Here is a 25,655-nt window from a genome sequence, read left to right on the forward strand (position 1 = left end):
TTCGGTTTCGGGCGCTTTGCGCCTCAGATCAGGTGGCAGGCTGCCTGGTGGCCGGGCGCGACCGGGCGCAGGGCCGGCCGCTCGGTGCGGCAGCGGTCGGTCGCCATCGGGCAGCGCGGGTGGAAATGGCAGCCGCTCGGCGGATGCAGGGGCGACGGGATCTCGCCCTTGATCGTCTCGAATTTGCGCTTGCGGTTGCTGAGCCGCGGCACCTCGTTCAGCAGGGCCACGGTGTAGGGGTGCAGCGGCCGGTCGAACAGCTCGGCGGTCGCCGCGGTCTCGACCACCCGGCCGAGATACATGATCACCACCCGGTCGCTGATATGCTCGACCACGCCGAGGTCGTGGCTGATGAACAGGTAGGTCAGGCCCAGATCTTGCCGCAGCTCCAGGAACAGGTTCAGGATCTGGGCCTGGATCGAGACGTCGAGTGCCGCGATGGATTCGTCGCAGACCAGGAAGTCCGGCTTCACCGCCAGGGCCCGGGCGATGCCGATGCGCTGGCGCTGGCCGCCGGAGAACTGGTGCGGGAAGCGGTCGCGATAGGCCGGGTCCAGCCCGACCCGGCGCATCACCTCCTGGACGTAGCCATCGGCCTCGCGCCGGCGCACCAGCCCGTGCACCCGCGGCGCCTCGCCGATGATGTCGCGCACCCGCTTGCGCGGGTTCAGCGAGGCGAAGGGGTCCTGGAAGATCATCTGCGCCTTCAGCCGGGCGTCGTGCGCCGCCTCGCCGGCCAGCCCGTCGATGTCCCCGCCGCGCCAGCGGAGGACGCCGTCGCTCTTTGGCAGGATGCCGGCCATCATCCGGCCCAGCGTGGACTTGCCGCAGCCGGATTCGCCGACTAGCCCCAGCACCTCGCCGGGCGCGATGGCGAGGTCAACGCCGTCGACGGCGTGCACCGTCCGCTCCTCGACCTTCGCGCCCAGGAAGCGCGCCGCCTTCTCGGCATAGTCCAGCCGCTTGGTGAAGCGCTTGCCCAGGCCTGCGGCCTCGATCAGGGGCGTGGTCATGCGCGCTCTTCCAACTGCGGGTGGAAGCAGCGGAAGGCGCGGTCGCCCCGCCGGGTCGTCTCCGGGGCCACCAGGCAGGCCTCGCTGGCATGACCGCAGCGCGGGCGGAAGGCGCAGCCCTCGGGCAGCGACAGCGGCGACGGCGCCATGCCGGGGATCTGGAACAGGTTCGCGCCGCGCGGCCGGTCGCCTGGGACCGAGCCGATCAGCCCGATGGTGTAGGGATGCGCCGGCCGGTCGATCACCTCGTCGACCGTGCCGGTCTCGACCACGCGGCCGGCATACATGACGCAGATCCGGTCGGCCAAGGCGGCGACCACGGCGAGGTCGTGGCTGACCCAGATCAGCGCCGTGCCGGTCTCGCGGCACAAGGTCTGCACCTGGGCCAGGATCTGCGCCTGGATGGTGACGTCCAGCGCCGTGGTCGGCTCGTCGGCGATGATCAGGTCGGGCTTGTGCAGCAGGGCGATGGCGATCGCCACGCGCTGGCGCATGCCGCCGGAGAACTGGTGCGGATAGGCGCGCATCCGCTCCTCCGGCGACGGGATGCCGACCCGGCCGAGCGCGTCGCGGCAGCGCGCCACGGCCTCGGCCCGCGACACCCGCTCATGCGCCTGGATGGTCTCGACCATCTGGGTCTCGACCCTGAGGACCGGGTTCAGGGTCATCATCGGGTCCTGGAAGATCATGGCGATGCGGTTGCCGCGCAGCTGCCGCAGCCGCTCCGCCGGCAGCGCCGCCAGATCCTCGCCCTTGAACAGGATGCGGCCGCCGACCACCCGGCCCGGCGGATCGACCAGGCCAAGAATGGAGAAGCCGGTGATCGACTTGCCGGAGCCGGATTCGCCGACCAGCCCCAGCACCTCGCCGCGGTCGACCCGGAAGCTGACCCCGTCGACGGCGCGCACGACGCCCGCCTTGGTGAAGAAATGCGTCTGCAGGTTCTCGACGCTGAGCGTGGGCACGGTCATCTCCGCGCCCTCACTTCTGCAGCCGGGGGTTCAGCGCCTCGCGCAGGCGATCGCCGACGATGTTGATCGAGAAGATCAGGGCCAGCAGCAGCAGGCCCGGGAACACGCTGATCCAGTACAGCCCGGCCAGCAGCACCTGGTAGCCGTTGGCGATCAGCAGGCCCAGCGACGGCTCGGTGATCGGCAGGCCGATGCCGAGGAAGCTCAGCGTCGCCTCGGCGGCGATCGCATGGGCGACCTGGATGGTGCCGATCACGATCACCGGCGGCAGGCAGTTCGGCAGCAAATGGCTGAACAGGATGCGCGCCTTGCTCAAGCCCAGGCACTGCGCCGCCTCGACATATTCCTTGCCGCGCTCGACCAGCGCCGCGGCGCGGACGGCGCGGGCGAAATAGGCCCATTGCACCACCACCAGGGCCAGGATGACCTTGCCCACCCCCTGCCCCAGCACGGCCAGCATCATCAGGGCGACCAGGATGGTGGGGAAGCCCAGCATCAGGTCGACGACGCGCATGACCAGCGTGTCGATCTTCCCCCCGAAATAGGCGGCGACGAGGCCGAGCGTGGTGCCGACGGCCAGGGCGAAGACGCCGGACAGCACGCCGACGCCCAGGCTGGTGCGCAGCCCGTACAGCATCGCCGACAGCATGTCGCGGCCCTGGGCGTCGGTGCCCAGCCAGTAGGTCCAGCCGTCCATGCTCTCGCTGCCCGGCGGCAGGCGGCCGTCCATGATGCTGAGCGAGGCCAGGTCGTAGGGGTCCTGCGGCGCGATCCAGGGCGCCAGAATCGCCACGGCGACCAGCGCCAGGCAGGCAATGGCGGCGAGCGTGGCGGCCTTGCTGCCCAGGATGCCGCGCAGCGCCTGGGCCAGGATGCCGTCGCCGAGCAGCGGCCGGCGGATCTTCGGGGTGGCGATGTCGCTCATGCGTCGGACAGCCGGACGCGGGGGTCGAGCACCGAGTACAAGATGTCGACCACCAGGTTGATGACGATGAACATGGCGACGACGATCAGCAGGTAGGCGACGATCACCGGCCGGTCGAGCCGCATGATGCTGTCGATGATCAGCTTGCCGACGCCGGGCCAGGCGAAGATGGTCTCGGTCACCGTGGCGAAGGCGATCAGCGACCCGAACTCCATGCCGATCACGGTGACGATCGGGATCAGGATGGTCTTCAGCACATGCACGAAGATGACCCGCCGCTCGGTCAGCCCCTTGGCCCGGGCGAACTTCACGAAGTCGAGCGGCAGGGTCTCGCGCATGCCGCTGCGGGTCAGGCGGATGATCAGCGAGACGTTGAACAGCGACAGGTTGATTGCCGGCAGGATCAGATGGGTGAAACCGTCCCAGGTGGCGAGGCTGGTGTGCAGGCCCAGGATCTCGCCGGTGGCGCCGCGGCCGGTGGAGGGCAGCCAGCCGAGCATGACCGAGAAGACCATGATCAGCATCATGCCCTGCCAGAAACTGGGCAGGCTGAAGCCGAGGATCGAGCCGGTCATCACCGTGCGGTCGAAGCCGCTGCCGGCCTTCAGCCCCGACAGCACGCCGAGCGGGATGCCGATCACCAGCGACAGCAGCAGGGCGATGAAGGCCAGCTCCAGCGTCGCCGGCAGTCGCTCGAAGATCAGGCTGATCGAGGGCTGGTTGAAGACGAAGGACCGGCCGAGGTCGCCATGCAGCGCGTTGCCGAGGAAGGTCAGGTATTGCCGCCACAGCGGCTGGTCGAGGCCGAGCGACTGGACCGCCTGGGCGATCTCGGCCTGCGAGGCGTCGGCCGGCACCAGGATCTCGATCGGGTTGCCGATGGCATAGACGCCAAGGAAGACGAGGACCGAGGTGACCAGCAGCACGAAGCCGCTCTGCACCAGCCGGCGGATGATGAAGACGGTCATGGCCGGCCCCAGCCAGCATTTCTCACACTGCCTGCGCCCTGCGTCGCCTTGCGACGAGTCGAATGCGGGGGCGGGACGCGAAAAGCGTATCTGGCCATACGGTTGAGCGGCCCGCCCTCGCAGGCGGCCGTCGCAAGGCGACCCTCCGGGCCGTCGCCACAGGCCGGCAGGGTGCGTCGAACGGCTTGCCCGATGCCACCGCATCGCGCTGCGCCGCTCTCCTGCCCTGCCGGCCTGTGGCGACGGCGCAGGACGCAGGCAGTGTGAGAAATGCTGGTACCCGTCCCGGCGCGCGAATCCCGCATCTGCGTCCCTGCTTCGCTTATGATGGGCCTGCCGGGTGGACCCGGCGTGGCGAGGGGGACGTTAGGCGTGGGAGAGAACAGCCCGCAACATCATGCGGAATCCGCATCAGGCTATGCGCATTTCATGCGCTGGCCGGGCCCGACTCCATGCTTCGTGTCGCGGATATCGGTCCAGACGGCATGAACGTCAAGCAGCTCGAGGCCTTCAAGGCGATCATGCGCAGCGGCTCCACCACCGCCGCCGCCGCCCGGCTGGACCTGTCGCAATCGGCGGTCAGCCGCCTGCTGACCCAGCTGGAGGCCGAGCTTGGGCTGGAGCTGTTCGCCCGCGAGAAGGGCCGGCTGATCCCGACGCCGGAGGCGATCGGCCTGCTCGATTCGGTCGAGGACGCGGTCGACGGGGTGCAGCGGGTGCAGCATGTGGCGGAGGCGCTGCGGACCGGCAATTCCGACCAGATCCTGCTGCGCATCGGCGTGCCGCACAGCATGTCGCAGACCATCCTGCCGCTGATCGTCGAGGAGTTCCTGGCTGACCACGGCAATGTCGCGCTGGAGATCCTGTCCGGCGCCTATCACGAGACCGAGCGCGCAGTGCTGACCCGCCAGGCCGATCTCGGCTTCGTCCGGCTGCCGACCGGCGAGGCCGGGATGGACACGGTCGCGATCGCCCGCACCACCAGCGTCTGCGTCATGCCGGAAGGCCACCGGCTGGCCGAGAAGGCGGTAGTGTCGGTCGAGGACCTGGAAGGCGAGCCGCTGGTGCTGCTGGGTCGGCAGCGCCCGGCGCGGGCGGAGATCGACCAGATGTTCCGGCGCGTGCATTTCCGGCCGCAGGTGCGGGTCGAGACCCACTCGGTCGGCTCGGCCTGCGCCTTCGCCGCGCAGGGGCTGGGGGTGACCATCGTCAACGCCCTGATGGCCAGCCATTTCCGGCAGCTGCCGATCGCCATCCGGCCGTTCCGGCCGCGGCTGTGGAACCAGTTCGGCCTGGCCTTCGCCGCCGGCCAGCCCCGCTCCCGCGCCGCCGACCGCTTCGCCGAGCATTTCCGCCGCCGCCTGCTCGACCTGCTGCGCGGGCTGGAAAGCGAGTTCCGGCCGGAGGCCGGATAGAGGGCGCAAGGTCTTTGCAATGATGGGCAAGAACGACGGAGGGCATTTTAAGCACATTGCCTCTCCCGCTTGCGGGAGAGGTCGGAAATCCGGAGGATTTCCGGGTGAGGGCCAGCGGCCTCACCAAGCTCGCGGACCTCGCCATGAGCGAGCGCGCGATCTGCCCGGTCCTGAAACAGTGATCCCGGCGTTGCCGCCGCACGCCCTCACCCGGAGCCGCTTCGCGTCTCCGACCTCTCCCGCAAGCGGGAGAGGCAACACGTTGATGCGGTTGGGCAAAGTGCCTGCGTATCGCGCCTACCCATGCTCCGACGTCTTGGTCAGGTACGGCGCCAGGTTGGCCGGGACCGGGATCACCGCCAACGTCTTCAGCCGGGCGACGGCGCGGCGCTCGGCGGCCTGCAGATGCGTCTCCAGCACCGCCGCGGCAGCCGGCCAGGCCTCCTGCGCCAAGAGCTCCAGCACCAGGCGGTGCTCGGTCAGGATCGGCTGGTCGTCGGCGATGCCGAGCGAGCGGGTGAAGGCGTGGGTCGCCAGCAGCGGCAGCTGGTTGTGGCGCAGCGCGTCGGCCAGCCGGGCGTTCGGCGTCGCCAGCACGCAGCGGACATGCAGGTCCTCCTCGACCGCGTCCATGATCTCGGGCAACGGCCCGGCCGCCTCGGCCCGGCGCAGCCGGTCCAGCATCGCCTCGACCTCGCCATGCGGCAGCGACGGCGCGGCGCTGACCAGGGCCGGCGGCTCGAGCAGCCGGCGCATCTCGTAGAGCTCGCGGATCGCCCGCGCCGTCAGCGGCCCGGCGATCCAGTGCGAGCTGGCGTTCTTCTCGATCAGCCCGCGCTCCTGCAGCCGGCCCAGCACGTCGCGGACCACGGTCCGGCTGACGCCGAAATGGTCGGCCATCTCGGCCTCGACGATGCGGTAGCGGCCGAACACCAGGCAGGAGGCGATCTGGCGCTCGGCGGTGGCGTAGATCCGCTCCCACGAGGCGCGGGACTGTTGCGCCTCGTCGATCTCCTCCGCCGCGTCCAGGCCGAAGCCGCGGATGTCGGCGCGCAGCGGCGCCACGCCGGCGGCTTCCGGCCCGACCAGGAAGCCGCGGCCCTCGAAGCGGTGGATCAGCCCGTCCGCCTCCAGCCGGGCCAGCGCCCGCTGCACCGGGGCGCGGCTGGTCTGGAAGACCTCGGCGATCGGGCCTTCCAGCAGCACCAGCCCGGCCGGCAGCCGCCCGACGCCGATCGACGACCGCAGCGCACGCTCGACGATCTCGTAGAGCCGCGGCGGGGACGCGTTCGTCGCCGTGTCCGTCATGTCCTGCAGCAGCGTCCCGCCAGTCCCGGTGATCCCCGTCCTCTGATGGCCCCCGCGGCGCCCCGGCGCAAGAGCCCGCTGCCCATCACGCAGGCACCGGCGCAGCAAAAATGACTATCGCATACCCAAAGCGCCACGCTGGGTCTCAGAGCTTGCCCGAAACTTGGACAGACAGCCCTGACGAGGCTGATAGGAACCAAATCGCGCGACATGGCGAAGCTTTCAGTCACCACAAAAAGACTATTGCATACCAAAATCATTTTTGACTAGGCTTCGCGAGCCTCGCATCGAAACCGCACAGCGGCGACGCCGAACGACGCGGACAAGATGGCGGGGCTCAGGGCACGGCTTGGGGAGATTCGGGGACGCATGACTCTGCTCCTGGAACTGAGCGGCATCACCAAGGCCTATGGCGGCGCGCCGGCGCTGAGCGACCTGTCGCTGGCGGTCGGCGCGGGCGAGTATCTGTCCATCCTGGGCCCCAGCGGCTCGGGTAAATCCACCATGCTGCGGGTGGTCGCCGGCTTCGAGACGCCGGATGACGGCGATGTGCGGCTGGAGGGCCGGTCGATCCTGTCGATGCCGGCGCATGAGCGCGGCATCGGCTTCGTGTTCCAGGGGTTCGCCCTGTTCCCGCACATGACCGTCTTCGACAACGTCGCCTACGGCCTGCGCCACCGCAGCCGCGGCCCGGTGGCGGACGAGGCGGAGGTGCGCCGCCGGGTCGGCGAGGCGCTGGAGCTGCTGGGCCTGACTGGCCTGGGCGGCCGCGCCGTCAGCCAGATCTCCGGCGGCCAGAAGCAGCGCGTCGCCCTGGCCCGCACCCTGGTCACCGATCCGAAGATCGTGCTGCTGGACGAGCCCCTGGGCGCGCTCGACGCCAATCTGCGCGAGCGGATGATGATCGAGCTGAAGCGCATCCAGGCCCAGCTCGGCGGCACCTTCCTGCACGTCACCGGCAACGAGCAGGAGGCGCTGGCGATGGGCCACCGCACCGCCGTGCTGGACCGCGGCCGGATCGCCGAGATCAGCCCGCCGCAGACCCTGTACAACCGGCCCGGCTCGGTCCGCGTCGCGCGCTTCCTGAACTGCTACAACATCTTCGAAGGCATTGTCGGCGACGGCGCCTTCCGCTTCGCCGAGGCCGCCCTGCCGCTGCCGGGCGAATCCACCGCGGGCGCCGCTGCCTACTGCATCCGCGCCGATAAGGTGACGGTGGTCGAGGAGACGGATCCGGCGGCGCCGGGCGAGGCCGCCCTGCCCGGCCGCTTCATCGCCAGCGAATATTCCGGCGCCCGGGTGACCTATCTGTTCGACGTCGCCGGCAGCCGGCCGGTCGAGGTCGAATACCATCTGAGCCACCGCCGGCCGGGGAGCTTCGACGCCGGGCGCCGCTATACGCTGCGCTGGCCGGCGGCGGAGGCCCTCGTGTTCCGCGAGGGGCGGCGATGAGCGCCGGAGCGGAGACCATGACCGAGACCGCACCGGCCCCGATCCCGCGGCGGCGCACCGGGCGGCGGGTGGCGGCGCTGCTGGCGGCGCCAGGCGCCTTGTGGATGACCGCCTTCCTGGTCGTCCCGATCGCGATGATGGTCTATGTCAGCTTCTGGACCCAGAAGACCTTCACCATCGAACCGACGCTGACCCTGAAGAACTGGGCCACCTTCTTCGGCACCTCGACCTATCTGTCGGCGCTGTGGACCACGGTCCGGATCTGGCTGATCGTGCTGGCGACGACGCTGGCGCTGGGCTACCCGGTCGCGCTGTATATCGGCCTGTTCGTCCGCAACAAGACGGTCCAGACCGTCCTCTTGGTGGTCTGCGTCGTGCCGTTCTGGACCTCGTTCCTGATCCGGGTGCTGGCCTGGCGCCCGATGCTGGGCACCGAGGGCGCGGTCAACATCCTGCTGATGAAGCTGGGCGTGGTGTCGGAGCCGGTGGCCGGCCTGCTGTTCACCGAGCTCAGCGTCGTCATCGGCATGACCCAGATCTATGTCGTGTTCATGGTCGGGCCGATCGCCTTCATGCTGTCGCGGATCGAGCCCAGCCTGATCGAGGCCGCGCGGGACCTGGGCGCCGGCACCGGCCGCATCTTCCGCACCGTGATCCTGCCGCTGAGCCTGCCGGGCGTGATCGTCGGCGCGATCTTCGTGTCGGTCATGGTGCTGGGCGAGTTCGCCACCGCCGCCGCGCTGTCCGGCCGCAAGGTCAACATGCTGGGCAACATCATCGTCACCCAGGTCGGGTCGCTGAAATGGGCCTTCGCCGCCGTGGTCGGCGTGATCCTGACCGTGGTGATGGGCATCGTTGTCGCCGGGCTGCTGCGCCTGGTCGACCTGCGGAAGGAGCTGTAGGCCATGCAGGGGCAGCCGCTTCTCCGCACCGCGCTGATCACGTTCACGGCGCTGTTCATCGTGTTCCTGTACGGCCCGCTGGCGGTGCTGGCGACGCTGAGCTTCCAGTCGGGGCCCGAGGGCGGGCCGCAATTCCCGATCATCGAATGGTCGACCTACTGGTACCAGCACCTGTTCGGCTGGGCGCCGCCGTCGCGCGTGGCGCCGCTGGCGATCGGCGACGCGCTGGTCCGGTCCCTGACCCTGGCCTTCATGACCATGGTCGTGGCCACCATTCTCGGCACCCTGTCGGCCCAGGCCTTCCGGTCGCGCTTCCGCGGCTCCGGCATCATCTTCTACCTGATCGTGCTGGGCATGATGGTACCCGGCGTGCTGGTCGGGCTGGGCGTCGCCCTGGTCGCCAATGAGCTGGGCATACCGCGGGCGTGGTGGGGGACGTCCTTCGTCACCCATGTGGTCTACACCTTCCCCTTCGCCTTCCTGGTCATGCTGGCGATCTTCAACCGCTTCGACCGGTCGATCGAGGAGGCGTCGTGGAGCCTGGGCGTCAGCCCCGCCCGCACCTTCCGCAAGATCACCTTCCCGCTGATCTTCCCGGGCGTACTGAGCGCGATGCTGTTCGCCTTCACCCTGAGCTACGACGAGTTCCCGCGCACCCTGTTCACCGCCGGCGGCGGCCAGACCCTGCCGCTGACGATCTACGGCACCTTCTCGGTCGAGATCCATCCGAACATCTTCGCCTTCGGGGTGCTGACCACCCTGTTCTCCTTCGCCCTGCTCGCCGTCTACGGGGTGCTGATGGCGTTGTCGGTCCGCCGGGCCAAGCGCATGGCGATCCAGGAGGAGCTGCGATGAGGGCGCTGGCCGAGCACGTCGCCATCGTCACCGGCGCCGCCAGCGGCATCGGCAAGGCGATCGCGGAGCGGCTGGCTGCGGCGGGCGCCGCCGTGCTGATCGCCGACCTGCATGTCGACCGGGCCGAGGCCGTCGCGGCGACCCTGCGCGCCGCCGGTGGGCGGGCCGAGGCCGTCGGGGCCGATGTCTCCGACTCCGAGGCCGTAGAGCACGTCTTCGCCGCCGGTCGCGACGCCTTCGGCGACTGCACCCTGCTGGTCAACAACGCCGGCCATGTCCACCAGTCGCCCTTCGAGGCGCTGGCGGTGGCCGACTGGGACCGGATGATCGCGGTGCATCTGCGCGGCACCTTCCTGTGCTGCCGCGCCGCCCTGCCGGCGATGCTGGCGGCCGGCGACGGGGTGATCGTCAACATCGCCTCGCAGCTGGGCCAGATCGGCGGGGTCGACCTGGTGCATTACAGCGCCGCCAAGGCCGGGATCATCGGCCTGACCAAGGCGCTGGCGCGCGAGGTCAGCGCGCGCGGCGTGCGGGTCAACGCGGTGGCGCCCGGGCCGATCGAGACCGAGCTGGTGCGCGCCCTGTCCGCGGAGTGGCGGGCGGCGAAGAAGGCGCAGCTGCCGCTCGGCCGCTTCGGCGCGCCGGAGGATGTGGCCGAGACCGTGGCCTTTCTCGCCTCCCCCGCCGCCGGGATCTATGTCGGCCAGACGCTGGGGCCCAATTCCGGCGACGTGATGCTGTAGGAGGAATGATGACCCGCAAGGTTGCCCTGATCACGGGCGGCGGCATCGGCATCGGCCGGGCCACGGCCCTGGCCTTCGCCGGCGCCGGCCACCATGTGGTCGTGACCGACGTGCTGGAGGCCGAGGGCCGCGCCACCGCCAAGGCGATCGGCGATGCCGGCGGCAGCGGCGAGTTCCAGCATCTCGACGTCACCGACACCGAGCGGGTCAACGCCGTGGTCGCCGATGTCGAGGCGCGGCACGGCGCGCTGGACGCGCTGGTCGCCAATGCCGGCATCGCCCACCGCGTGCCGCTGTCGCAGATGACCGACGCCAAGTGGGACCGCACCTTCGACGTCGACCTGAAAGGCATCTTCCGCGTGGTCCGCGCCGCCCTGCCCGGGATGCGCACCCGCGGCCAGGGCGCCATCGTCGCCCTGTCCTCGATCATGGGCGTGGCCTATGGCTGGGACGAGCACGTCCACTACTCCGCCGCCAAATCCGGCGTGGTCGGGCTGGTGCGCGGCCTGGCGGTGGAGCTGGCGCGCAGCGGCATCCGCGTCAACGGCATCGCCCCCGGCTACATCCGCACCGCCCAGGCGTTGTCGCGCGAGCATTCGCTGGGGCCCGAGGGGCTGGAGAAGGCGGCCGCGTTCATCCCCATGGGCCGGGTCGGCGAACCGGACGACATCGCCGATGTGGCGCTGTTCCTGGCCTCGCCGGCCGCCCGCTACATCACCGGCCAGACCATCGTCGTCGATGGCGGCCTGCTGGTCGGACGCTACTGACGGCCCCGTTGAGAAGGGCCGGTTTCGGGTGGTTTTCACGATAACGGGAGAGCACACATGGCACAGTTTCCGCATCTGAGCCGCAGGCAGATCCTGCAGGGCACGATCGGCGCCACCGCCCTGGCGATGGGCGGCGGCACGCCGTTCCTCAACTCGCGCCGCGCCTATGCCCAGGCCGGCGCCCTGGCGCAGGAGCAGTTGCGCACGATCGGCCTGTCGGTCACGGTGCAGGATCGCATCCTGGCCGATTTCAAGACCGCCTCCGGCGTCGGCAGCACCCAGGGCACGGCGGCGACCTTCCCCGACGCTCAGACCAAGATCCTGTCCGGCGCCACCGACTACGACTGCTGGGAGGTGATCGGCGAGCGGCTGCCCTCGGTGGTGCAGACGAACAACGTCACCGCCATCCCCGCCTCGGGTCTCAAGAATTGGGCCAACATCCGCGACACCTTCACCAAGCCGAATCCGAAATGGCCGCGCGGCGCCCAGATCGTCGGCCAGATCTGGAAGGACGAGGCGCAGACCGAGCTGTGGATGGTGCCGGCGGTCTACAATTACGATTCGATCGGCTTCAACCCGTCGGTGGTGTCCGACGAGGAGGCCAACACCTGGACCGCGATCTTCGACCCGAAGTTCAAGGGCCGGTCCGGGCTGAACACCGACCCGCTGATCGCGCTGGGCCAGGCCATCATGGCGATGAACTCGCTGGGCCTGTCGCAGGTCGCCAATCCCGGCAACCCGAGCGAGGCCGAGATCGACGAGGCGATGAAGTTCCTGGTGTCGAAGAAGAAGGACGGCCAGTTCCGCGCCCTGTGGGGCGATTTCGGCGAGCTGGTCAACCTGATGGCCTCGGGCGAGATGGTGGTGTGCGACGCCTGGCAGCCGGCGGTGATGGCGGTGAAGGCGCAGGGCAAGCCCTGCAAATACGCCGTGCCGAAGGAGGGCTACCGCGCCTGGGCCATCGGCGTGTCGCTGATCGCCAGCTCGCCGAACCAGGCGGCGGTCTCGGCCTATGCCGATTACTGGCTGTCCGGCCCGCCGGCGATCACGGTGTCGGAGCAGGGCTACTACTCCCCCACCACCAACATCAAATCGGTGATGGCGCCGGAGAAATACGGCTTCTGGTACGAGGGCAAGCCCTGGGTCGGGGCGCCCGACCGCGGCATCAAGGAGGGCGACCTGCGCGACGGCGGCTCGCTGGAGACCCGCGCCGCCCATGTCGCCTACTGGCACCAGTGGCCGGACCAGTACGACCACGTGACCCAGAAATGGGACGAGTTCCTGAACGCCTGACGCGGTGAAGCGAGGGGACGCACAGTGACCTACGATCTCGAGCTCGCCGGCGTCGGCAAGACCTATCCGGACGGCACGCCGGCGGTGATCGATTTCGACCTGCGCGCGGCGAAGGGGGAGTTTATCTCCTTCGTCGGCCCCTCGGGCTGCGGCAAGACCACGACGCTCCGGATGATCGCCGGCTTCGAGGACATCAGCGCCGGCGACATCCTGGTGCGCGGGCGGCGGATCAACGACCTGCCGCCCGAGCGCCGCCCGACCTCGACCATCTTCCAGAACTTCGCCCTGTTCCCGCACATGAGCGTGCGCCAGAACATCGAATACGGCCTCCGGGTGAAGGGTCTGCCGGCGGCGGAGCGTCGGGCCAAGGCCGACCGGATGATGCAGGTCCTGGACCTGACCGACATCGCCGACCGCCGCAGCAGCGGCCTGTCCGGCGGCCAGCGCCAGCGCACCGCCCTGGCCCGCGGCCTGGTGGTCGAGCCCGACATCCTGCTGCTGGACGAGCCGCTGGGCGCGCTGGACGCCAATCTGCGCAAGTCGATCCAGGCCGAATTGAAGCTGCTCCAGCGCAACATCGGCATCACCTTCGTCTTCGTCACCCATGCCCAGTCCGAGGCGCTGGCGCTGTCGGACCGCATCGTGGTGATGAACCGCGGCCGGGTGGAGCAGATCAGCCCGCCGGAGGAGATCTACCGCCGGCCGCAGACCGAGTTCGTGGCCCGCTTCATCGGCCGCAACACTGTGCTGCCGGGCCGGCTGGAGGCGCGGGACGGCGCCGTGGCCCGGGTCGTGACCGGCTTCGGCCCGCTGCACGGCACGCTGAACGACCCGACGCTGAAGGTCGGCGACGCCGCCGCGGTGGTGGTGCCGTCCGAGGCGATCGACGTGGTCGGCGCCGCCCAGGGCGCGGCGCTGGCCGGGCGCGGCGACACCCTGCCGGGCCGGCTGATCGGCCAGGCCGTCACCGGCCATGCGCTGCACCTGACCATCGGCCTGTCGGACGGGCGCGAGATCGGGGTCGAGAGCCATGTCGACAAATACGCCGCCGGCTGGTCGGGCGAGGAGATCGTGCTCGGCTGGCAGCCGGGCGAGGCGACCGTGATCCGGGCGGCCGCGTGACGCGGCGGCAGCCCAGCAAGAGGAGGAACCCCTGATGGCGAAAGAGATCCTGTGCGGCTTCGGCGTCGATGTCGACGCGGTGGCCGGGTGGCTCGGCTCCTATGGCGGCGAGGATTCGCCGGACGACATCTCGCGTGGCCTGTTCTCCGGCGAGGTCGGCAGCCCGCGCCTGCTGAAGCTGTTCGACCGGCTGGGGATCAAGACCACCTGGTTCATCCCCGGCCATTCGATCGAGACCTTCCCGGAGCAGATGCAGGCGGTGGCCGAGGCCGGGCACGAGATCGGCATCCACGGCTACAGCCACGAGAACCCGATCGCCATGACCCCGGCGCAGGAGGAGGAGGTCCTCGACAAGTGCATCGAGCTGGTGACCCAGCTGTCCGGCCGCCGGCCGACCGGCTATGTCGCGCCGTGGTGGGAGTTCAGCCAGGTCAGCAACGAGCTGCTGCTGAAGAAGGGCATCAAGTACGACCACTCGCTGATGCACAAGGACTTCGAGCCCTACTATGTCCGCGTCGGCGACAGCTGGACCAAGATCGACTTCGCGAAGAAGCCGAGCGAGTGGATGGTGCCGCTGAAGCGCGGCGTCGAGACCGACCTGATCGAGATCCCGGCCAGCTGGTACCTCGACGACCTGCCGCCGATGATGTTCATCAAGAAGTCGCCGAACAGCCACGGCTTCGTCAATCCGCGGCACATCGAGGAGATGTGGCGCGACCAGTTCGACTGGGTCTACCGCGAGTACGAGTACGCCGTGTTCCCGATCACCATCCACCCGGACGTCGCCGGGCGGCCGCAGGTGCTGCTGATGCTGGAGCGGCTGTACAACCACATGATCCGCCACCCCGGCGTGCGCTTCGTCACCATGGACGAGATGGCCGACGACTTCGCCAAAAGGTCGCCGAGGAAGAAGTAATCCGGAAGGCATTTCCCTTATCTTGTCATTGCCGGGCTTGACCCGGCAATCCAGAGTATGTCGACAGTCTCTGGATGCCCGGGTCAATCCTCGGATCAAGTCCGAGGACGGGCATGACAGTCTTGGGATTGGGCGTACTGTCGGCCAGGAGGAGCAGGTCACCATGTGCGGCGTGTGCGGCATGCTCGGGGGCGAGGAGCACTGGACGGCGGAATCGGCCCGGCCGGAGGTGTTCGGCGCCGGCCGCACCCGCCGGGCCGAGCGGCTGCACCGCGCCGCCGCCGCCAACCGGATCCTGACCCTGTTCGGGCTGCGGCTGGACGACTGGCAGGGCAGCGCCTTCGTGCTGAGCGGCCCGACCGGCCAGCGCGAGATCGTCGACACGCTACCGGCGGTGTGGGCGGCGGCGGCACGGATGCGGGGCGGGACCATCGACCCGCTCGACCCCGTCCTGCTCGACCGCATCGCGGGGACCGGCAGATGAGCAGGGCGATCCCGGTCAACGTGCTGACCGGCTTCCTGGGCAGCGGCAAGACCACGCTGCTGCGCCACATCCTGGCCGATCCGGGCTTCGCCGGCTGCGCCGTGCTGATCAACGAGTTCGGCGAGGTCGGGCTGGACCACCACCTGCTGCAGGCGGTGGACGAGGACGTGGTGCTGATGCAGAGCGGCTGCATCTGCTGCACCATCCGCGGCGACCTGGGCCGCGCCATCCGCGGCCTGTACGACCGGCGCGAGGCCGGCACCATTCCCGCCTTCGGTCGGCTGATCGTCGAGACCACCGGCCTGGCCGACCCGATCCCGGTCCTGGCGACGGTGATGAGCGAGCCGGTGATCCGCCACCATTTCCGCCTGGGCAACGTGATCGCCACGGTCGATGCGGTGAACGGTCTGGCGCAGCTGGACCGCCAGCCCGAGGCGGCGAAGCAGGCGGCGGTGGCCGACCGCATCCTGGTAACCAAAACCGACCTGGCGTCGCCCGAGGCGGTGGCGGCGCTGGAGGTGCGGCTCCAGGCCATCAACCCGGCGGTGCCGCTGTGGCGGTCGGCCAACGCCCCGCCGCCGGCGGAGGAGCTGGTCGGCGGCGACGCCTTCGACCCCGCCACCAAGCCGGCCGAGATCCGCCGCTGGTTCGACCTGGCGCGCGCGGCCGGAGGCGACCACCATCACGGCCACGACATCAACCGGCACGGCCCGGACATCGCCGCCTTCGTGCTGGAGGTCGAGGATCGGGTCGACTGGACCGTGTTCGGCCTGTGGCTGACCCTGCTGCTGCACAGCCGCGGCGACGACGTGCTGCGGGTCAAGGGGCTGCTGCGCGTCGCCGGCACCGACACGCCGGTCGTGGTCCAGGGCGCACAGCACATCGTGCATGCGCCGAGCCATCTCGATGCCTGGCCGGACGCGGACCGGCGGTCGCGGCTGGTGTTCATCACCCGCGGCATTCCCCGGGCCGAGATCGAGCGGTCCTTCGCCGCCTTCCAGGCCGCCTTCGCCGACCCCGCGACGGTCGCAGCGTGACCCGGCCGAACGGACCCAGCGCCGGGGGCGGACCCTCCGCCGCACTGGCCAGCCGCCGGCAAATCCGCTTCTAATACGACTTCGCCCGGGGGACGGACCATGGCCGCGGACGCAGCCGACATCGTGTTGAGCAAGCCGGCGGTGCACACCGAGGGCCGGCCGCATCTGCGCGTGCTCGGCACCGAGATCACACTGCTCGACGGCATCCGCGAGCGGGCCGAGGCCGACCTGGGCATCACCATCGGCTACGAGACGCTGGATTTCCTGGGCGCGCAGCAGAAGGCGGCGACCCAGCCCGGCGCCTTCGACATCTACGACCAGTGCTTCCACAGCCTCGACATCGTCTGGTTCTGGAAGGCGATCCAGCCGATCGACACGGGCCGTATCACCCACTGGGCCGAGGTCAACGACCTGACCAAGACCGGCCGCCTCAGCGCCGACGCCATGATCGGCCGCGGCGACGCGCCGGTGAAGAAGCTGTACGTCCAGCCCGACCGGTCGCTGGGGCCGCAGCCGTCGCGCCACATCAGCATGCTGCCGGCGGTGCACAATGTCGACGCCTTCGCCTATGACCCGACCGTGGTGCCGCCGGGCCAGCCCTACGACACCGAGAGCTGGGGCTGGCTGCTGGACGAGCGCTGGCGCGGCCGGGTCGCCCTGGTCGACGAGCCGGCGATCGGCGTGTTCGACGCGGCGCTGGCGCTGCAGGCCCGCGGCGAGGCCAGCTTCGCCGATATCGGCAACATGACGCTGGCGGAGATCGACCGGCTGATCGACATCTTGATCGCGCGCAAGCGCCAGGGTCATTTCTGCGGTTTCTGGCAGACCATGGCCGACGCCAAGCGGCTGATGGTCGACCATCGCGCCGCGATCCAGAGCAGCTGGGCCCCGGCCGCGGTCGCCCTGTCCGGCCTGGGCGTGCCGGTGCGCGAGGCGGCGCCGCGCGAGGGCTATCGCGCCTGGCATGGCGGCCTGTGCATCGCGGCGCCCCTGTCCGGCCGGGCGCTGGATGTCGCCTATGCCTATCTGAACTGGTGGCTGTCCGGCTGGCCCGGCGCGGTGATGGCCCGGCAGGGCTATTACATGTCGATCCCGAAGCGGGTGCGCCCGTTCCTGGACCCGGCCGAGTGGGACTACTGGTACGAGGGCAAGCCGGCGGCCAAGGATCTGGAAGGCACCGACGGCCGGGTGGCGGTGAAGGCCGGTGCCGTTCGCTCCGGCGGCTCCTACTGGCGCCGCGCCAGCCGCATCGCCGTGTGGAACACGGTGATGGACGAGCACAATTACCTCGCCCGCCGCTGGTCGGAGCTGACGGGGAGCTGAGGCCGGATTCCGCGCAGCGGCGCGGCCGGCCCCCTCACCCTCCCGTCGCCAACGCGACGGGCCCCTCCCTCTCCCCGAGGAGAGGGAAAAAAGCACGGCGCTCCATTCACCTCTCCTTGGGGAGAGGTCGAAATCGCGCAGCGATTTCGAGTGAGGGGGTGGCCCGGCCTATCCGACCAGCCTCGCGGCCGGTCACCCGGTGTCGGGTTCGACCGGCTCCTCATAGTCGCCGGGGAAGTCGATGCCGAGCGATCGGCAGAGGCGTTCGGCGGCCGGGGCGGGCGGCTCGGCGTCGATCAACGCTTCGACATCGGGTTCCTTGAGCCAGCCCTCCAGCCCGGCCTGGAGGGCCGCGGCCTTCTTACGGTCGGAGATGGCGTCGAGCGTCTGCTGCATCAACTCGACCAGCCTGGCCCGGCGCCGCTGCCGGACCTCGTCCGGCGTGCCGGTCGGCGGCGGCGGGTACGGCGCATCGGACCAGTCGGCGGCCCGGCGGCGCCATTCGTCCGACAGCCCGAGGCCGCAGGCCAGGCCCATGATCACCGAACCGACCGTCCGGTCCTCGATCCGGTCCTCCTCGTCGCGGTAGAGCTCGTCGAGCCGCTCGTGCAGCTTGTTGGTGTACTGATCGGCCTCGTCGAGCTTCCGGGTCGACTGGGCGGGGTTCCAGATCAGGGCTTCAAGAGCGCCGGTGACATGGTCGCGCTGGCGGGCGCGGCGGGCCTTGCGGTCGGCCTTGTCGCGGGCGCAGAGATCGGCGGCGGCGCGGCTGCGCAGCGCCAGGGCCCGCTGCACCGTGCGGGCATGGCGGGCGAAGGCGAGGCCGTGATCCACGGCCGCCGGGGCATCGGCCCGGGGCGCCTCGGCCTCGGGTACGGTCTCAGGCCGCTCGGCCTGGGCGATGGCCTTGGCGCCCTCCGCCTCGACCAGCCTCATGCCGATCTCGGCGATGCGCGTCAGCATCCCGATCTGCTGCAGCGCGAGGCTGCGGCAATGGGCCTGGACGTCGAGCTCGGACTCTGCACCTCTTTCCATAGAACATAGCATGAACGAGATCGAGGCGGGCGCGCAATGAACATTGCGTTAACAACCGGTCCAGGGGCCGGTGCAGGCGGCGCCAGGCTGGATCGCCACACTTCTCTGTAGCAACTGCTTCGTGTATGAGTGTTTGTAGCAATCGCAACATCAGCGTGTCCAGACGTGACCGACTCCGCCCCACTCCCGATCGACCAGCGCGTCGAGGCGGCGCTCGAGCGGCTGTCGCCGGCGGAGCAACGGGTCGCGCGCTTCCTCGTCGCGCAGAAGGAAACCGCCCTGCTCTCCTCCGCCGCGGAGATCGCGGCGCGAGCCGGCACCAGCGATGCGACGGTGGTGCGGACGGCGCGGTCGCTCGGCTTCGAGGGGCTGTCGCAGCTGCGCGAGGCGCTGCTGGCCGACCTCACCGGGACGACGACGCCGGGCAGCCGCATGCGCCGCACCCTCGATGACGTCGGCGGCGACGCGGCCGGCGCGCTGCAGCACGTGCTGTCGATCCATCGCGAGGCCACCGAGGTCCTGGCCCGGCCGGAATTCCAACAGCCCTTTGCGCATGCGGTCGAGATCCTGGCCGCCGCCCGGCGCCGGCATGTCTTCGGCATCGGGCCGTCCGGCAGCCTGGCCGAATATGCGGCGCTGCAGTTCAGCCGCATCGGGCTGCCCAGCGAAGCGCTGGCCGCGACCGGCGTTGGCCTGGCCGACCGGCTGCTGCGGGTCGCCGAGGGCGACGCGCTGATCCTGATCGCCTATGCGCCGATCTACCGCGAGGTGGCGGTGACACTCGATGTCGCCGAGCGGCACCGGGTGCCGGTGCTGCTGGTCAGCGACAGCCTCGGCCCCTTCGTCCGCGACCGTGTCGCCGAGATCCTGCCGGTGCCGCGCGGCCGGGCCGACCATCTATCGATGCATGCCGGCACCATGCTGCTGATCGAGGCGCTGGTCGTCGCCCTGGCCGCCCGCGACCGCGAGCGCGCGCTGGCCGGCCTCGAGACGCTGGGCGCCCTGCGCGGCGAGATCGACAAGCTCTGGCTGAGACGGGGGCCGAAACGGACGCCATGACCGATACCACCGCCATCCTCTCCACCGTCACCGCCGCTTTCCTCGGCTCCTTCGTCGAGTGGTGGAGGCGTTCACCATCATCCTGGCCGTCGGCCTGTCGCAGAGCTGGCGGCCGGCCTTCATCGGCACCGCGGCCGCCCTCGGGGTGCTGGCGGTGCTGGTCCTGCTGCTCGGCCCGCTGCTGGAGCTGATCCCGATCGAGGCGCTGCAATTCGTCATCGGCACGCTGCTGATCCTGTTCGGGCTGCGCTGGCTGCGGAAGGCGATCCTGCGGGCGTCGGGCCTGATCGCGCTGCGCGACGAGGCGCGCGCCTTCGCCGCCGAAACCGACCAGCTGCGCCGCCGCAGCGCCGAGCGCCGCGCCGACTGGCTGGCCGGCATCGCCGCGTTCAAGGCGGTGCTGCTGGAGGGCACCGAGGTCGTGTTCATCGTCGTCGCCGTTGGCGCCGGGCGCGGCCTGACCGGCTATGCCAGCCTCGGCGCCGCAGCCGCGTGCCTGCTGGTGCTGGTGATCGGGCTGGCGGTGCACAAGCCGCTGTCGCGGGTGCCGGAGAACACGCTGAAATTTGCCGTCGGCCTGCTGCTCACGTCCTTCGGCGTGTTCTGGACCGGCGAGGGGCTGGGCGCCGACTGGCCGGGTGCCGACCTGTCGCTGCTGGGCATCCTGGCGGTGGTCGCGGCCGTGTCCTTCGCCGCCGTCCGGCTGCTGCGGCCGCCCGCCGGCGCGCCGGCCCGGGAGGTGGCGCCATGACCGCGATCAAGGGCGTGCTGGCCGAGCTGCTGGGCCTGTTCATCGACGACGGCGCCCTGGCGCTGGCCGCGATCGCGCTGATCGCCGCCGTCGCCGCGGCGGTCCGCTGGGCCGGGCTGCCGGGGCTGGAGGGCGGGCTGCTGATCCTCTTCGGCTGCCTGCTGATCCTGGCCGAGAGCCTGGCCCGGGCGGCGCGGGCGAAGCGCCGCGGCGGGGGGTGATCGGAGCCGCCATGCGACAGCCAACTCCGGCGCAGTGGTAAGGCGAAGGCCTGCTAAAAGCGCTGTCACCGCCATTCGGGCGGGCGGCTCCGCCGGGCCGCGGCGCATGAGGATCCATTCCTGGGCACCGCGGGGTCGGCCATACTCACCGGTCGCCCGCGCCGATCGCGGCGGCATGACGAGGAGGGCGAACCGCAATGCCGTTGTCCACGATCCCGCGCTGCGTCGCGCTGAGCCTGATCCTGACGGCCTGCGTCCAGGCGCAGCCCGCGCCGCTGCTCCCGGCGCCGATGTCGCCGGCATCGGGCGCGCCGACGGCGATCGCCACCAATGTCGGCAAAGCGCCGTACGCGTTCCCGACCCCTCGGGCGCAGCCGCAGCCGGTCCTGTCGAAAGGAGATGAAGGCGCGATCCGCGACAAGGTCAGACAGTGCTGGAACGTCGGCTCCCCCGAGGGTCCCACCAGATCCGTCGTCTCCATCCGCGTCACCCGGATCAACCCCGACGGGACGATCCCGCCCGGCGCGGCCTCCATCGCCGATGAGGGCGGCAGCCCGGCCTGGGCTCGTGCCGCCCTGCGGGCGGTGGTCAACCCTGTCTGCCAGCCCTGGCCGGTCCCGCAGGGCGGGTGGCCGGACGGGAGCTTCATCCTGGTCTTCGACGCGAGGGAGTTGTTCTGACCTGGTCGAGCGGAGGGGCGGCTTGGCCGGATTCGATCCTGAGCGGCCACTGCAGCCTCACGACCGGAAGCACGTCATGAGTTTGGCACCTGCCCTCTATCTTGCGGAAGGAAACGTCGCCGATGACATTGTCATAGAGCCATCATTTCACCTTCACCGCCCTAATGGCGGCGAACTCCTGCGCGTCCTTCACCGCTTCGACCAGTTTTTCCATCCACGCATCTGAGTAGGTGTAGTCCTTATGGGCCGCATGATAGATGCAATACGCTTTGTCGGTATTTTCCGGCTGAGCCGAGCCGTTCTTCGGTCGAATCTTGTACTTGCGAATCGCCTGCAGATGATTGTGTGAAGTGAAACCCTTCTTGGTCTTCGCCGCGACCAGCTTCACCACCTTGCTCGGCTTATATGGATAGAGCTCATCCGCCGCGACCTTCTTTGAAAGGACGTTGTGGATCTCCTTGCCTTCAGCCGAGTCAGGGTTCACGAACTGGATATGAGCCTTCGACTTCGGCGCCGCGGTAAGCGTGTAGACGACCTGGAACTGAAAATCGGTGTCGTTGATCTGCTCCGACGTCATGCCCTCGGTGATCAGCGCGTCGACCGCCGCGATATGCTCCGGCAGCTCGTACTTATTGATCTGCGTCACCTGGTCGAGATTCATGCGCGCGAACTGCAGTGCGAATGAGAGATCGTTTGCCAGCGTGAGCCTGTCCCCAAAGATCTCGCAGATTGTCCGATCAAAGTTGAGGCAGCACGCCTGGAACATGCCGAGCCATTTTAGATCTGCCTTGCCAAGCAGGTGATGCTCGACCCGGTCTCGGAGGATCTTCAATGCGTTGAGGTTCTTTTTCACGCCGTCCTTCAGCGGGCAATCCTGCCGGGCGATCATCTCGCTAAGCGCCATGGACTGGCCTTGCTCGTTGACGATCTGTACCGTCGTCTTGCGCATGTAGTACTCGTGCATGAGATAGGTCCATGCCACGTTCGCAAGCATGGTGAAAACCTCAGTCTTGAACTTTAGCCCGGCGCTGTTGAACACCTGCACCGCGAGGATCATCGCCTCACGCGCGCGAATGAGCCGCTCATCGTCATACCGATTGAGACCGGTCTGGCTGTCGTACGCCTGCCGGTGGAGCATGAAGTAGGCGACCTCGTCGTCGGTCGCTGGCTTCTGGTTCGCGTCGCTCTTTACGTTTGAGACACGGCCGAAGTTGACGGCCGTCTGCCGACCACTGTTGATCCAAGCATGGATATCCTGATTGCGCCGGCCCTTTGCAAACAGCGCCTTTACTATGCGTTTTTCGAGGTCCGTCAGCCCCTTTTTTTGTTCCCCCGCCATTCGCGTCTCCCGCAATCCATCTGTCTATCTGTGAAGAACTGAGACTGATTTCCGCGGCAACACGCCAGCAAGGATGTCCCCGTCCAAGCTATGGAGTCGCCCTTGCGTCACCCCTCAGTATCCTCGATGTCGCGATTGGCGCGATCAAAATACTTCCTGGCCTTCACTATGGTGCGTGAGGTGCCCCTTTGCCTCAAGGTGGATGATGTGCGGCGGAGGGAGGTCCAATACGCTCCCACTGTGGATGCGCGGGTCACCCACTGGGCATCTAAAAATCTCTAAGAAGAATCGATACGACGTCCAAGTGCACTGCTTATGGATTTGTGGATTTGTGGTGCCGGCGAATCGCGTCGCTGGGCCGACCCGCATCTCCGACTTCGTGTAGTTGATCACAAAGGATGCAGACGTGTGGTCGAGCATCCGCAGACACTGGCCGTGTAGCTCAGCAAGCTTGGTGGATGAGGTGTCTTCGGATGCACCAACCCTCTTTGCCTGAATTAGAACGCCCTTACTATACTTCTGCGTGGGCGTATCCAGTTTGACATGAAGTAGTATGTCAGCACCGATACGCTTTTCATCGGCCGCTTTGCCACTACCGTTGCTTACGATGGAACTGGACCAACTCAAGCCGCCGATCCGTCTTCCTCCAAATCTTGCATCGAGCTGCGCGATCAGATATGTGCTAATCTCCGGCTCCGCCGGCAATCCACCCGCTGCATATTTCGCCGTAGTGGTCTCAACTGCGTTCTCTGCGACCAAAGCAGCAGCTCGCATAGCGTCATCGAACGTCACTTTTCTTCGCCCCCCGGGAGTTACCAAATTAATTTACATCCTATGTGGTCATTTTATATTCGGATACCTAACGAATCACTTATTAGCAGATCGGTGCTATTGTAGGCGAGTGGAGATATTTCTGTTCATACGAGCCGTTCTGAGTTTCGAACTGGCCCAAGTGCGGCCAATGGCACCTGTCCAGTGATCGGAATTGCCGCTCTGCGGACACGAGGCGCGTGGCGACTCATGGCTGTTCCCTAGGCCCGCAATCCGCCCTTTGCCGCCGTTCATCCCCCCGCCGCCGGCAGGTGGAACGCGAGCCCGAGATGGTCGCGGAAGGCGCGCACCGCCGGGGTCATCGCCAGGTCGCGCTTCCAGGCCAGGCCGGCATCCATGGTCGGCACCGGCTCGGCCAAAGCGCGCTTCTCGATCCGCTGGCCGTCCAGCGACCAGGGCCGGTAGACCATGTCGGACAGGATCGTCACCCCCATCCCGGCCGCGACCATCGAGCGGACCGCCTCGACCGAGGAGGTCTGGAACATGATGGTCGGCTGGTGCGGCGTGCGCTCCCAGTAGCGCTTGGCGGTGAAGGCGGCCTCGTCCACCGTCAGCATGATGTAGGGCTCGCGCGCGACGTCGGCGAGCGACACGCGCTCCGCCTTCTGCAGCGGGTGGTCGACCGGCAGCCAGAGATGGCGGGCGGAACGGAACAGCGTCTCCGCCGCGATCTGGTCGGTGTTCTCCAGATTCGAGGTCAGCATCACCGCGAGGTCGAGCTCGTCGCGCACCAGCCCGTCCTCGATCGCTGTGCGGTGGGCCTCGCGCAGTTCCACCGTCACCTGCGGATAGGCGCGGCGGAAGCGGGCCAGGTAGGGCGGCAGGAAATAGCCCGCCACGGTGTAGGTGACGCCGACCCGCACCCGGCCCTCGACCGGCGCGGCGTCGCCGGAGACACGCATCGCCTCGGCCACCGCCGCCGCGATCGCCCGGGCCTGCGGCAGGAAGCGCCCGCCCTCATGGGTCAGCGACACGCCGCTGGCGTGGCGGAACAGCAACCGGGTGCCGAGCAGGTCCTCGAGCTGGCGGATCGCCGCCGTGACCGCCGATTGGGAGACGTTCAGCTCCACCGCTGCCTGGCTGATCTGGCCGAGCTCCGCCGCGGCGATGAAGTAGCGGACTTGCCTAAACGAGAAACTCACGAGAGACCGCCCGATAATGCTACTGGCGCGGCCGTCTGATGGCGTTTTCTCCGCTTCCGGTGCTCACGGACTTTAACGTCCGCTGCGCGCCGGTTCTCGAAACCACCACCAGCCGACTCACGCCAGCGCATTCTCAAGCGATCTCTCCACAGCCATAAGTCGAGTGATATCGGAAAATCAGATATCGGTCTGAAGAAGATACTATTTCACAGGGGCGCGGCGCAGAGCAATGATAGGCCAGCAACCGGCCCGGACCCGAACGGCATCGCCCTTCGGCCAAGCGGCCGGATCCAGACAGAGAGGCCTCGATGCGCGGTCCGCGCCACCGCACCGGCGTGCCCTTAGGCGGTTTGAAAGGCCCTGACGCATGACCGAGATCAACTGCGACATGGGCGAGGGCTTCGGCCTGTACCGGATGGGAGACGACGACGCGCTGATGCCGCTGATCTCGGTCGCCAATGTCGCCTGCGGCTTCCATGCCTCGGACTTCAACCACATGCGCCGCACGGTGCAACTGGCCAGCAAGCATGGGGTGCGGGTCGGCGCCCATCCGTCGCTGCCGGACCTGCAGGGCTTCGGCCGGCGCGAGATGAAGATCGGCCGCGACGAGCTGGCCAACTGCATCATCTACCAGATCGGCGCGCTGAAGGGCTTTCTGGATGCCGAGGGCATGCGGCTGAACCACATCAAGCCGCATGGCGCGCTGTACGGCATGGCGGCGCAGCAGGAGCCGATCGCGCATGCGATCTGCGATGCCGCCGACGTGTTCCGGGTGCCGATCCTGGGCATGGCCGGGACGCTGCACGAGACGGTGTATCAGAGCCGCGGCCACCGCATGGTGTCGGAGTTCTATGCCGATCTCGACTACGGCGACGACGGGTACCTGGTGATCGTGCGGTCGCGCGGCGCCATCGACCCGAAGCGCGCGGCGGAGCGGTCGCTGCGGGCGCTGACCGAGGGCAAGGTGGCGTCGCAGGGCGGCAAGGACATCGCGGTGACGCCGGATTCGATCTGCATCCATTCCGACACGCCGAACGCGGTCGAGGTGGCGCGCGCCGTGCGCGACGCCATCGGCCCGTTTCTGCGCGCAGCGTGAGGGCGGG

Annotated in this window: 26 protein-coding genes; 17 read left to right on the forward strand and 9 right to left on the reverse strand. The window is 68.8% G+C overall.

Annotated elements, in window-relative coordinates; translation table 11 throughout:
* Positions 1 to 23: 23 nt before the first annotated feature.
* The 4 genes from QFZ27_RS36220 to QFZ27_RS36235 are packed head-to-tail and all read right to left on the reverse strand — an operon-like array spanning position 24 to position 3,877.
* Positions 24 to 1,013 carry an ABC transporter ATP-binding protein gene (locus QFZ27_RS36220; protein WP_429231619.1) on the reverse strand — a complete coding sequence of 330 codons (990 nt, stop codon included), beginning with the start codon at positions 1,011 to 1,013 and terminating at the stop codon, positions 24 to 26.
* Positions 1,010 to 1,984, reverse strand: coding sequence for an ABC transporter ATP-binding protein (locus QFZ27_RS36225; RefSeq protein WP_429231621.1), 975 nt, complete (start codon positions 1,982 to 1,984; stop codon positions 1,010 to 1,012). The genes QFZ27_RS36220 and QFZ27_RS36225 overlap by 4 nt, the downstream gene beginning before the upstream one ends.
* Positions 1,985 to 1,994: 10 nt before the next feature.
* The gene (locus QFZ27_RS36230) at positions 1,995 to 2,909 is read right to left on the reverse strand and encodes an ABC transporter permease (protein ID WP_429231622.1); all 915 of its coding nucleotides are present in this window, start codon (positions 2,907 to 2,909) and stop codon (positions 1,995 to 1,997) included.
* The gene (locus tag QFZ27_RS36235) at positions 2,906 to 3,877 is read right to left on the reverse strand and encodes an ABC transporter permease (RefSeq protein WP_429231624.1); all 972 of its coding nucleotides are present in this window, start codon (positions 3,875 to 3,877) and stop codon (positions 2,906 to 2,908) included. The genes QFZ27_RS36230 and QFZ27_RS36235 overlap by 4 nt, the downstream gene beginning before the upstream one ends.
* A gap of 485 nt (positions 3,878 to 4,362) precedes the next feature.
* Between QFZ27_RS36235 and QFZ27_RS36240 the strand changes: the two genes are divergently transcribed.
* Positions 4,363 to 5,292 carry a LysR family transcriptional regulator gene (locus QFZ27_RS36240; RefSeq protein WP_429231626.1) on the forward strand — a complete coding sequence of 310 codons (930 nt, stop codon included), beginning with the start codon at positions 4,363 to 4,365 and terminating at the stop codon, positions 5,290 to 5,292.
* A 297-nt stretch (positions 5,293 to 5,589) separates the two neighbouring features.
* Here the strand turns inward: QFZ27_RS36240 and QFZ27_RS36245 are convergent, their stop codons facing one another.
* Positions 5,590 to 6,600: a GntR family transcriptional regulator gene (locus QFZ27_RS36245; protein ID WP_429231627.1), complete on the reverse strand. Its 1,011-nt coding sequence runs from the start codon at positions 6,598 to 6,600 to the stop codon at positions 5,590 to 5,592.
* Positions 6,601 to 6,969: 369 nt separating this feature from the next.
* On the opposite strand from QFZ27_RS36245, the gene QFZ27_RS36250 reads away from it, so the two are divergent.
* The 11 genes from QFZ27_RS36250 to QFZ27_RS36300 all read left to right on the forward strand — a co-directional run bounded on the left by QFZ27_RS36250 (position 6,970) and on the right by QFZ27_RS36300 (position 17,494).
* Positions 6,970 to 8,052 (forward strand): ABC transporter ATP-binding protein, encoded by a 1,083-nt coding sequence (locus QFZ27_RS36250; protein WP_429231629.1) that lies wholly within the window; start codon positions 6,970 to 6,972, stop codon positions 8,050 to 8,052.
* A 17-nt stretch (positions 8,053 to 8,069) separates the two neighbouring features.
* On the forward strand, positions 8,070 to 8,954 hold the full coding sequence (locus QFZ27_RS36255; protein ID WP_429231631.1) for an ABC transporter permease: 885 nt from the start codon (positions 8,070 to 8,072) through the stop codon (positions 8,952 to 8,954).
* A gap of 3 nt (positions 8,955 to 8,957) precedes the next feature.
* Positions 8,958 to 9,809: an ABC transporter permease gene (locus QFZ27_RS36260; RefSeq protein WP_429231633.1), complete on the forward strand. Its 852-nt coding sequence runs from the start codon at positions 8,958 to 8,960 to the stop codon at positions 9,807 to 9,809.
* The gene (locus QFZ27_RS36265; protein ID WP_429231635.1) at positions 9,806 to 10,552 is read left to right on the forward strand and encodes an SDR family NAD(P)-dependent oxidoreductase; all 747 of its coding nucleotides are present in this window, start codon (positions 9,806 to 9,808) and stop codon (positions 10,550 to 10,552) included. Before QFZ27_RS36260 ends, QFZ27_RS36265 begins: the two co-directional genes overlap by 4 nt.
* Positions 10,553 to 10,560: 8 nt before the next feature.
* Positions 10,561 to 11,319, forward strand: coding sequence for an SDR family NAD(P)-dependent oxidoreductase (locus QFZ27_RS36270; RefSeq protein ID WP_429231637.1), 759 nt, complete (start codon positions 10,561 to 10,563; stop codon positions 11,317 to 11,319).
* Between the two features lie 57 nt (positions 11,320 to 11,376).
* Entirely contained in the window at positions 11,377 to 12,612 is a 1,236-nt protein-coding gene (locus QFZ27_RS36275; RefSeq protein WP_429231638.1) for an ABC transporter substrate-binding protein, read from the forward strand.
* A 24-nt stretch (positions 12,613 to 12,636) separates the two neighbouring features.
* Positions 12,637 to 13,734 carry an ABC transporter ATP-binding protein gene (locus tag QFZ27_RS36280; protein WP_429231639.1) on the forward strand — a complete coding sequence of 366 codons (1,098 nt, stop codon included), beginning with the start codon at positions 12,637 to 12,639 and terminating at the stop codon, positions 13,732 to 13,734.
* Between the two features lie 34 nt (positions 13,735 to 13,768).
* Positions 13,769 to 14,650 (forward strand): polysaccharide deacetylase family protein, encoded by an 882-nt coding sequence (locus QFZ27_RS36285; protein ID WP_429231640.1) that lies wholly within the window; start codon positions 13,769 to 13,771, stop codon positions 14,648 to 14,650.
* A gap of 163 nt (positions 14,651 to 14,813) precedes the next feature.
* Entirely contained in the window at positions 14,814 to 15,134 is a 321-nt protein-coding gene (locus QFZ27_RS36290; protein WP_429231642.1) for a hypothetical protein, read from the forward strand.
* Positions 15,131 to 16,171: a CobW family GTP-binding protein gene (locus QFZ27_RS36295; protein ID WP_429231643.1), complete on the forward strand. Its 1,041-nt coding sequence runs from the start codon at positions 15,131 to 15,133 to the stop codon at positions 16,169 to 16,171. The genes QFZ27_RS36290 and QFZ27_RS36295 overlap by 4 nt, the downstream gene beginning before the upstream one ends.
* Positions 16,172 to 16,270: 99 nt before the next feature.
* Positions 16,271 to 17,494 carry an ABC transporter substrate-binding protein gene (locus QFZ27_RS36300; protein ID WP_429231645.1) on the forward strand — a complete coding sequence of 408 codons (1,224 nt, stop codon included), beginning with the start codon at positions 16,271 to 16,273 and terminating at the stop codon, positions 17,492 to 17,494.
* Positions 17,495 to 17,686: 192 nt separating this feature from the next.
* On the opposite strand, the gene QFZ27_RS36305 is transcribed toward QFZ27_RS36300, so the two are convergent.
* The gene (locus QFZ27_RS36305) at positions 17,687 to 18,529 is read right to left on the reverse strand and encodes a hypothetical protein (RefSeq protein WP_429231647.1); all 843 of its coding nucleotides are present in this window, start codon (positions 18,527 to 18,529) and stop codon (positions 17,687 to 17,689) included.
* A gap of 165 nt (positions 18,530 to 18,694) precedes the next feature.
* On the opposite strand from QFZ27_RS36305, the gene QFZ27_RS36310 reads away from it, so the two are divergent.
* The 4 genes from QFZ27_RS36310 to QFZ27_RS36325 all read left to right on the forward strand — a co-directional run bounded on the left by QFZ27_RS36310 (position 18,695) and on the right by QFZ27_RS36325 (position 21,240).
* The gene (locus tag QFZ27_RS36310) at positions 18,695 to 19,588 is read left to right on the forward strand and encodes a MurR/RpiR family transcriptional regulator (protein WP_429231648.1); all 894 of its coding nucleotides are present in this window, start codon (positions 18,695 to 18,697) and stop codon (positions 19,586 to 19,588) included.
* A gap of 61 nt (positions 19,589 to 19,649) precedes the next feature.
* Entirely contained in the window at positions 19,650 to 20,339 is a 690-nt protein-coding gene (locus tag QFZ27_RS36315) for a COG4280 domain-containing protein (protein WP_429231650.1), read from the forward strand.
* A complete protein-coding gene (locus tag QFZ27_RS36320) occupies positions 20,336 to 20,560 on the forward strand; it encodes a hypothetical protein (RefSeq protein ID WP_429231651.1) in 225 nt (74 codons plus the stop codon). The genes QFZ27_RS36315 and QFZ27_RS36320 overlap by 4 nt, the downstream gene beginning before the upstream one ends.
* A 197-nt stretch (positions 20,561 to 20,757) precedes the next feature.
* Positions 20,758 to 21,240: a cell envelope integrity TolA family protein gene (locus tag QFZ27_RS36325; RefSeq protein WP_429231652.1), complete on the forward strand. Its 483-nt coding sequence runs from the start codon at positions 20,758 to 20,760 to the stop codon at positions 21,238 to 21,240.
* 142 nt (positions 21,241 to 21,382) lie between these two features.
* On the opposite strand, the gene QFZ27_RS36330 is transcribed toward QFZ27_RS36325, so the two are convergent.
* The 3 genes from QFZ27_RS36330 to QFZ27_RS36340 form a co-directional block, all read right to left on the reverse strand.
* Entirely contained in the window at positions 21,383 to 22,579 is a 1,197-nt protein-coding gene (locus QFZ27_RS36330; RefSeq protein ID WP_429231653.1) for a DUF3644 domain-containing protein, read from the reverse strand.
* A gap of 144 nt (positions 22,580 to 22,723) precedes the next feature.
* Positions 22,724 to 23,371, reverse strand: coding sequence for a hypothetical protein (locus QFZ27_RS36335; protein ID WP_429231655.1), 648 nt, complete (start codon positions 23,369 to 23,371; stop codon positions 22,724 to 22,726).
* Between the two features lie 269 nt (positions 23,372 to 23,640).
* Positions 23,641 to 24,552, reverse strand: coding sequence for a LysR family transcriptional regulator (locus tag QFZ27_RS36340; RefSeq protein ID WP_429231656.1), 912 nt, complete (start codon positions 24,550 to 24,552; stop codon positions 23,641 to 23,643).
* Between the two features lie 367 nt (positions 24,553 to 24,919).
* On the opposite strand from QFZ27_RS36340, the gene QFZ27_RS36345 reads away from it, so the two are divergent.
* Positions 24,920 to 25,648, forward strand: coding sequence for a LamB/YcsF family protein (locus tag QFZ27_RS36345; protein ID WP_429231658.1), 729 nt, complete (start codon positions 24,920 to 24,922; stop codon positions 25,646 to 25,648).
* The last annotated feature ends 7 nt before the right edge of the window (positions 25,649 to 25,655 follow it).

Origin of the sequence: Inquilinus ginsengisoli, assembly GCF_050434925.1 — a bacterium.
Taxonomy (GTDB): Bacteria; Pseudomonadota; Alphaproteobacteria; order DSM-16000; family Inquilinaceae; genus Inquilinus; species Inquilinus ginsengisoli_B.

Excerpts from the sequence above, each read along its gene's own strand:
- QFZ27_RS36220 (WP_429231619.1), bottom strand. The coding sequence starts at position 1,013 with ATGACCACGCCCCTGATCGAGGCCGCAGGCCTGGGCAAGCGCTTCACC.
- QFZ27_RS36225 (WP_429231621.1), bottom strand. The coding sequence starts at position 1,984 with ATGACCGTGCCCACGCTCAGCGTCGAGAACCTGCAGACGCATTTCTTC.
- QFZ27_RS36230 (WP_429231622.1), bottom strand. The coding sequence starts at position 2,909 with ATGAGCGACATCGCCACCCCGAAGATCCGCCGGCCGCTGCTCGGCGAC.
- QFZ27_RS36235 (WP_429231624.1), bottom strand. The coding sequence starts at position 3,877 with ATGACCGTCTTCATCATCCGCCGGCTGGTGCAGAGCGGCTTCGTGCTG.
- QFZ27_RS36240 (WP_429231626.1), top strand. The coding sequence starts at position 4,363 with ATGAACGTCAAGCAGCTCGAGGCCTTCAAGGCGATCATGCGCAGCGGC.
- QFZ27_RS36245 (WP_429231627.1), bottom strand. The coding sequence starts at position 6,600 with ATGACGGACACGGCGACGAACGCGTCCCCGCCGCGGCTCTACGAGATC.
- QFZ27_RS36250 (WP_429231629.1), top strand. The coding sequence starts at position 6,970 with ATGACTCTGCTCCTGGAACTGAGCGGCATCACCAAGGCCTATGGCGGC.
- QFZ27_RS36255 (WP_429231631.1), top strand. The coding sequence starts at position 8,070 with ATGACCGAGACCGCACCGGCCCCGATCCCGCGGCGGCGCACCGGGCGG.
- QFZ27_RS36260 (WP_429231633.1), top strand. The coding sequence starts at position 8,958 with ATGCAGGGGCAGCCGCTTCTCCGCACCGCGCTGATCACGTTCACGGCG.
- QFZ27_RS36265 (WP_429231635.1), top strand. The coding sequence starts at position 9,806 with ATGAGGGCGCTGGCCGAGCACGTCGCCATCGTCACCGGCGCCGCCAGC.
- QFZ27_RS36270 (WP_429231637.1), top strand. The coding sequence starts at position 10,561 with ATGACCCGCAAGGTTGCCCTGATCACGGGCGGCGGCATCGGCATCGGC.
- QFZ27_RS36275 (WP_429231638.1), top strand. The coding sequence starts at position 11,377 with ATGGCACAGTTTCCGCATCTGAGCCGCAGGCAGATCCTGCAGGGCACG.
- QFZ27_RS36285 (WP_429231640.1), top strand. The coding sequence starts at position 13,769 with ATGGCGAAAGAGATCCTGTGCGGCTTCGGCGTCGATGTCGACGCGGTG.
- QFZ27_RS36290 (WP_429231642.1), top strand. The coding sequence starts at position 14,814 with ATGTGCGGCGTGTGCGGCATGCTCGGGGGCGAGGAGCACTGGACGGCG.
- QFZ27_RS36295 (WP_429231643.1), top strand. The coding sequence starts at position 15,131 with ATGAGCAGGGCGATCCCGGTCAACGTGCTGACCGGCTTCCTGGGCAGC.
- QFZ27_RS36300 (WP_429231645.1), top strand. The coding sequence starts at position 16,271 with ATGGCCGCGGACGCAGCCGACATCGTGTTGAGCAAGCCGGCGGTGCAC.
- QFZ27_RS36305 (WP_429231647.1), bottom strand. The coding sequence starts at position 18,529 with ATGGAAAGAGGTGCAGAGTCCGAGCTCGACGTCCAGGCCCATTGCCGC.
- QFZ27_RS36320 (WP_429231651.1), top strand. The coding sequence starts at position 20,336 with ATGACCGCGATCAAGGGCGTGCTGGCCGAGCTGCTGGGCCTGTTCATC.
- QFZ27_RS36325 (WP_429231652.1), top strand. The coding sequence starts at position 20,758 with ATGCCGTTGTCCACGATCCCGCGCTGCGTCGCGCTGAGCCTGATCCTG.
- QFZ27_RS36330 (WP_429231653.1), bottom strand. The coding sequence starts at position 22,579 with ATGGCGGGGGAACAAAAAAAGGGGCTGACGGACCTCGAAAAACGCATA.
- QFZ27_RS36345 (WP_429231658.1), top strand. The coding sequence starts at position 24,920 with ATGACCGAGATCAACTGCGACATGGGCGAGGGCTTCGGCCTGTACCGG.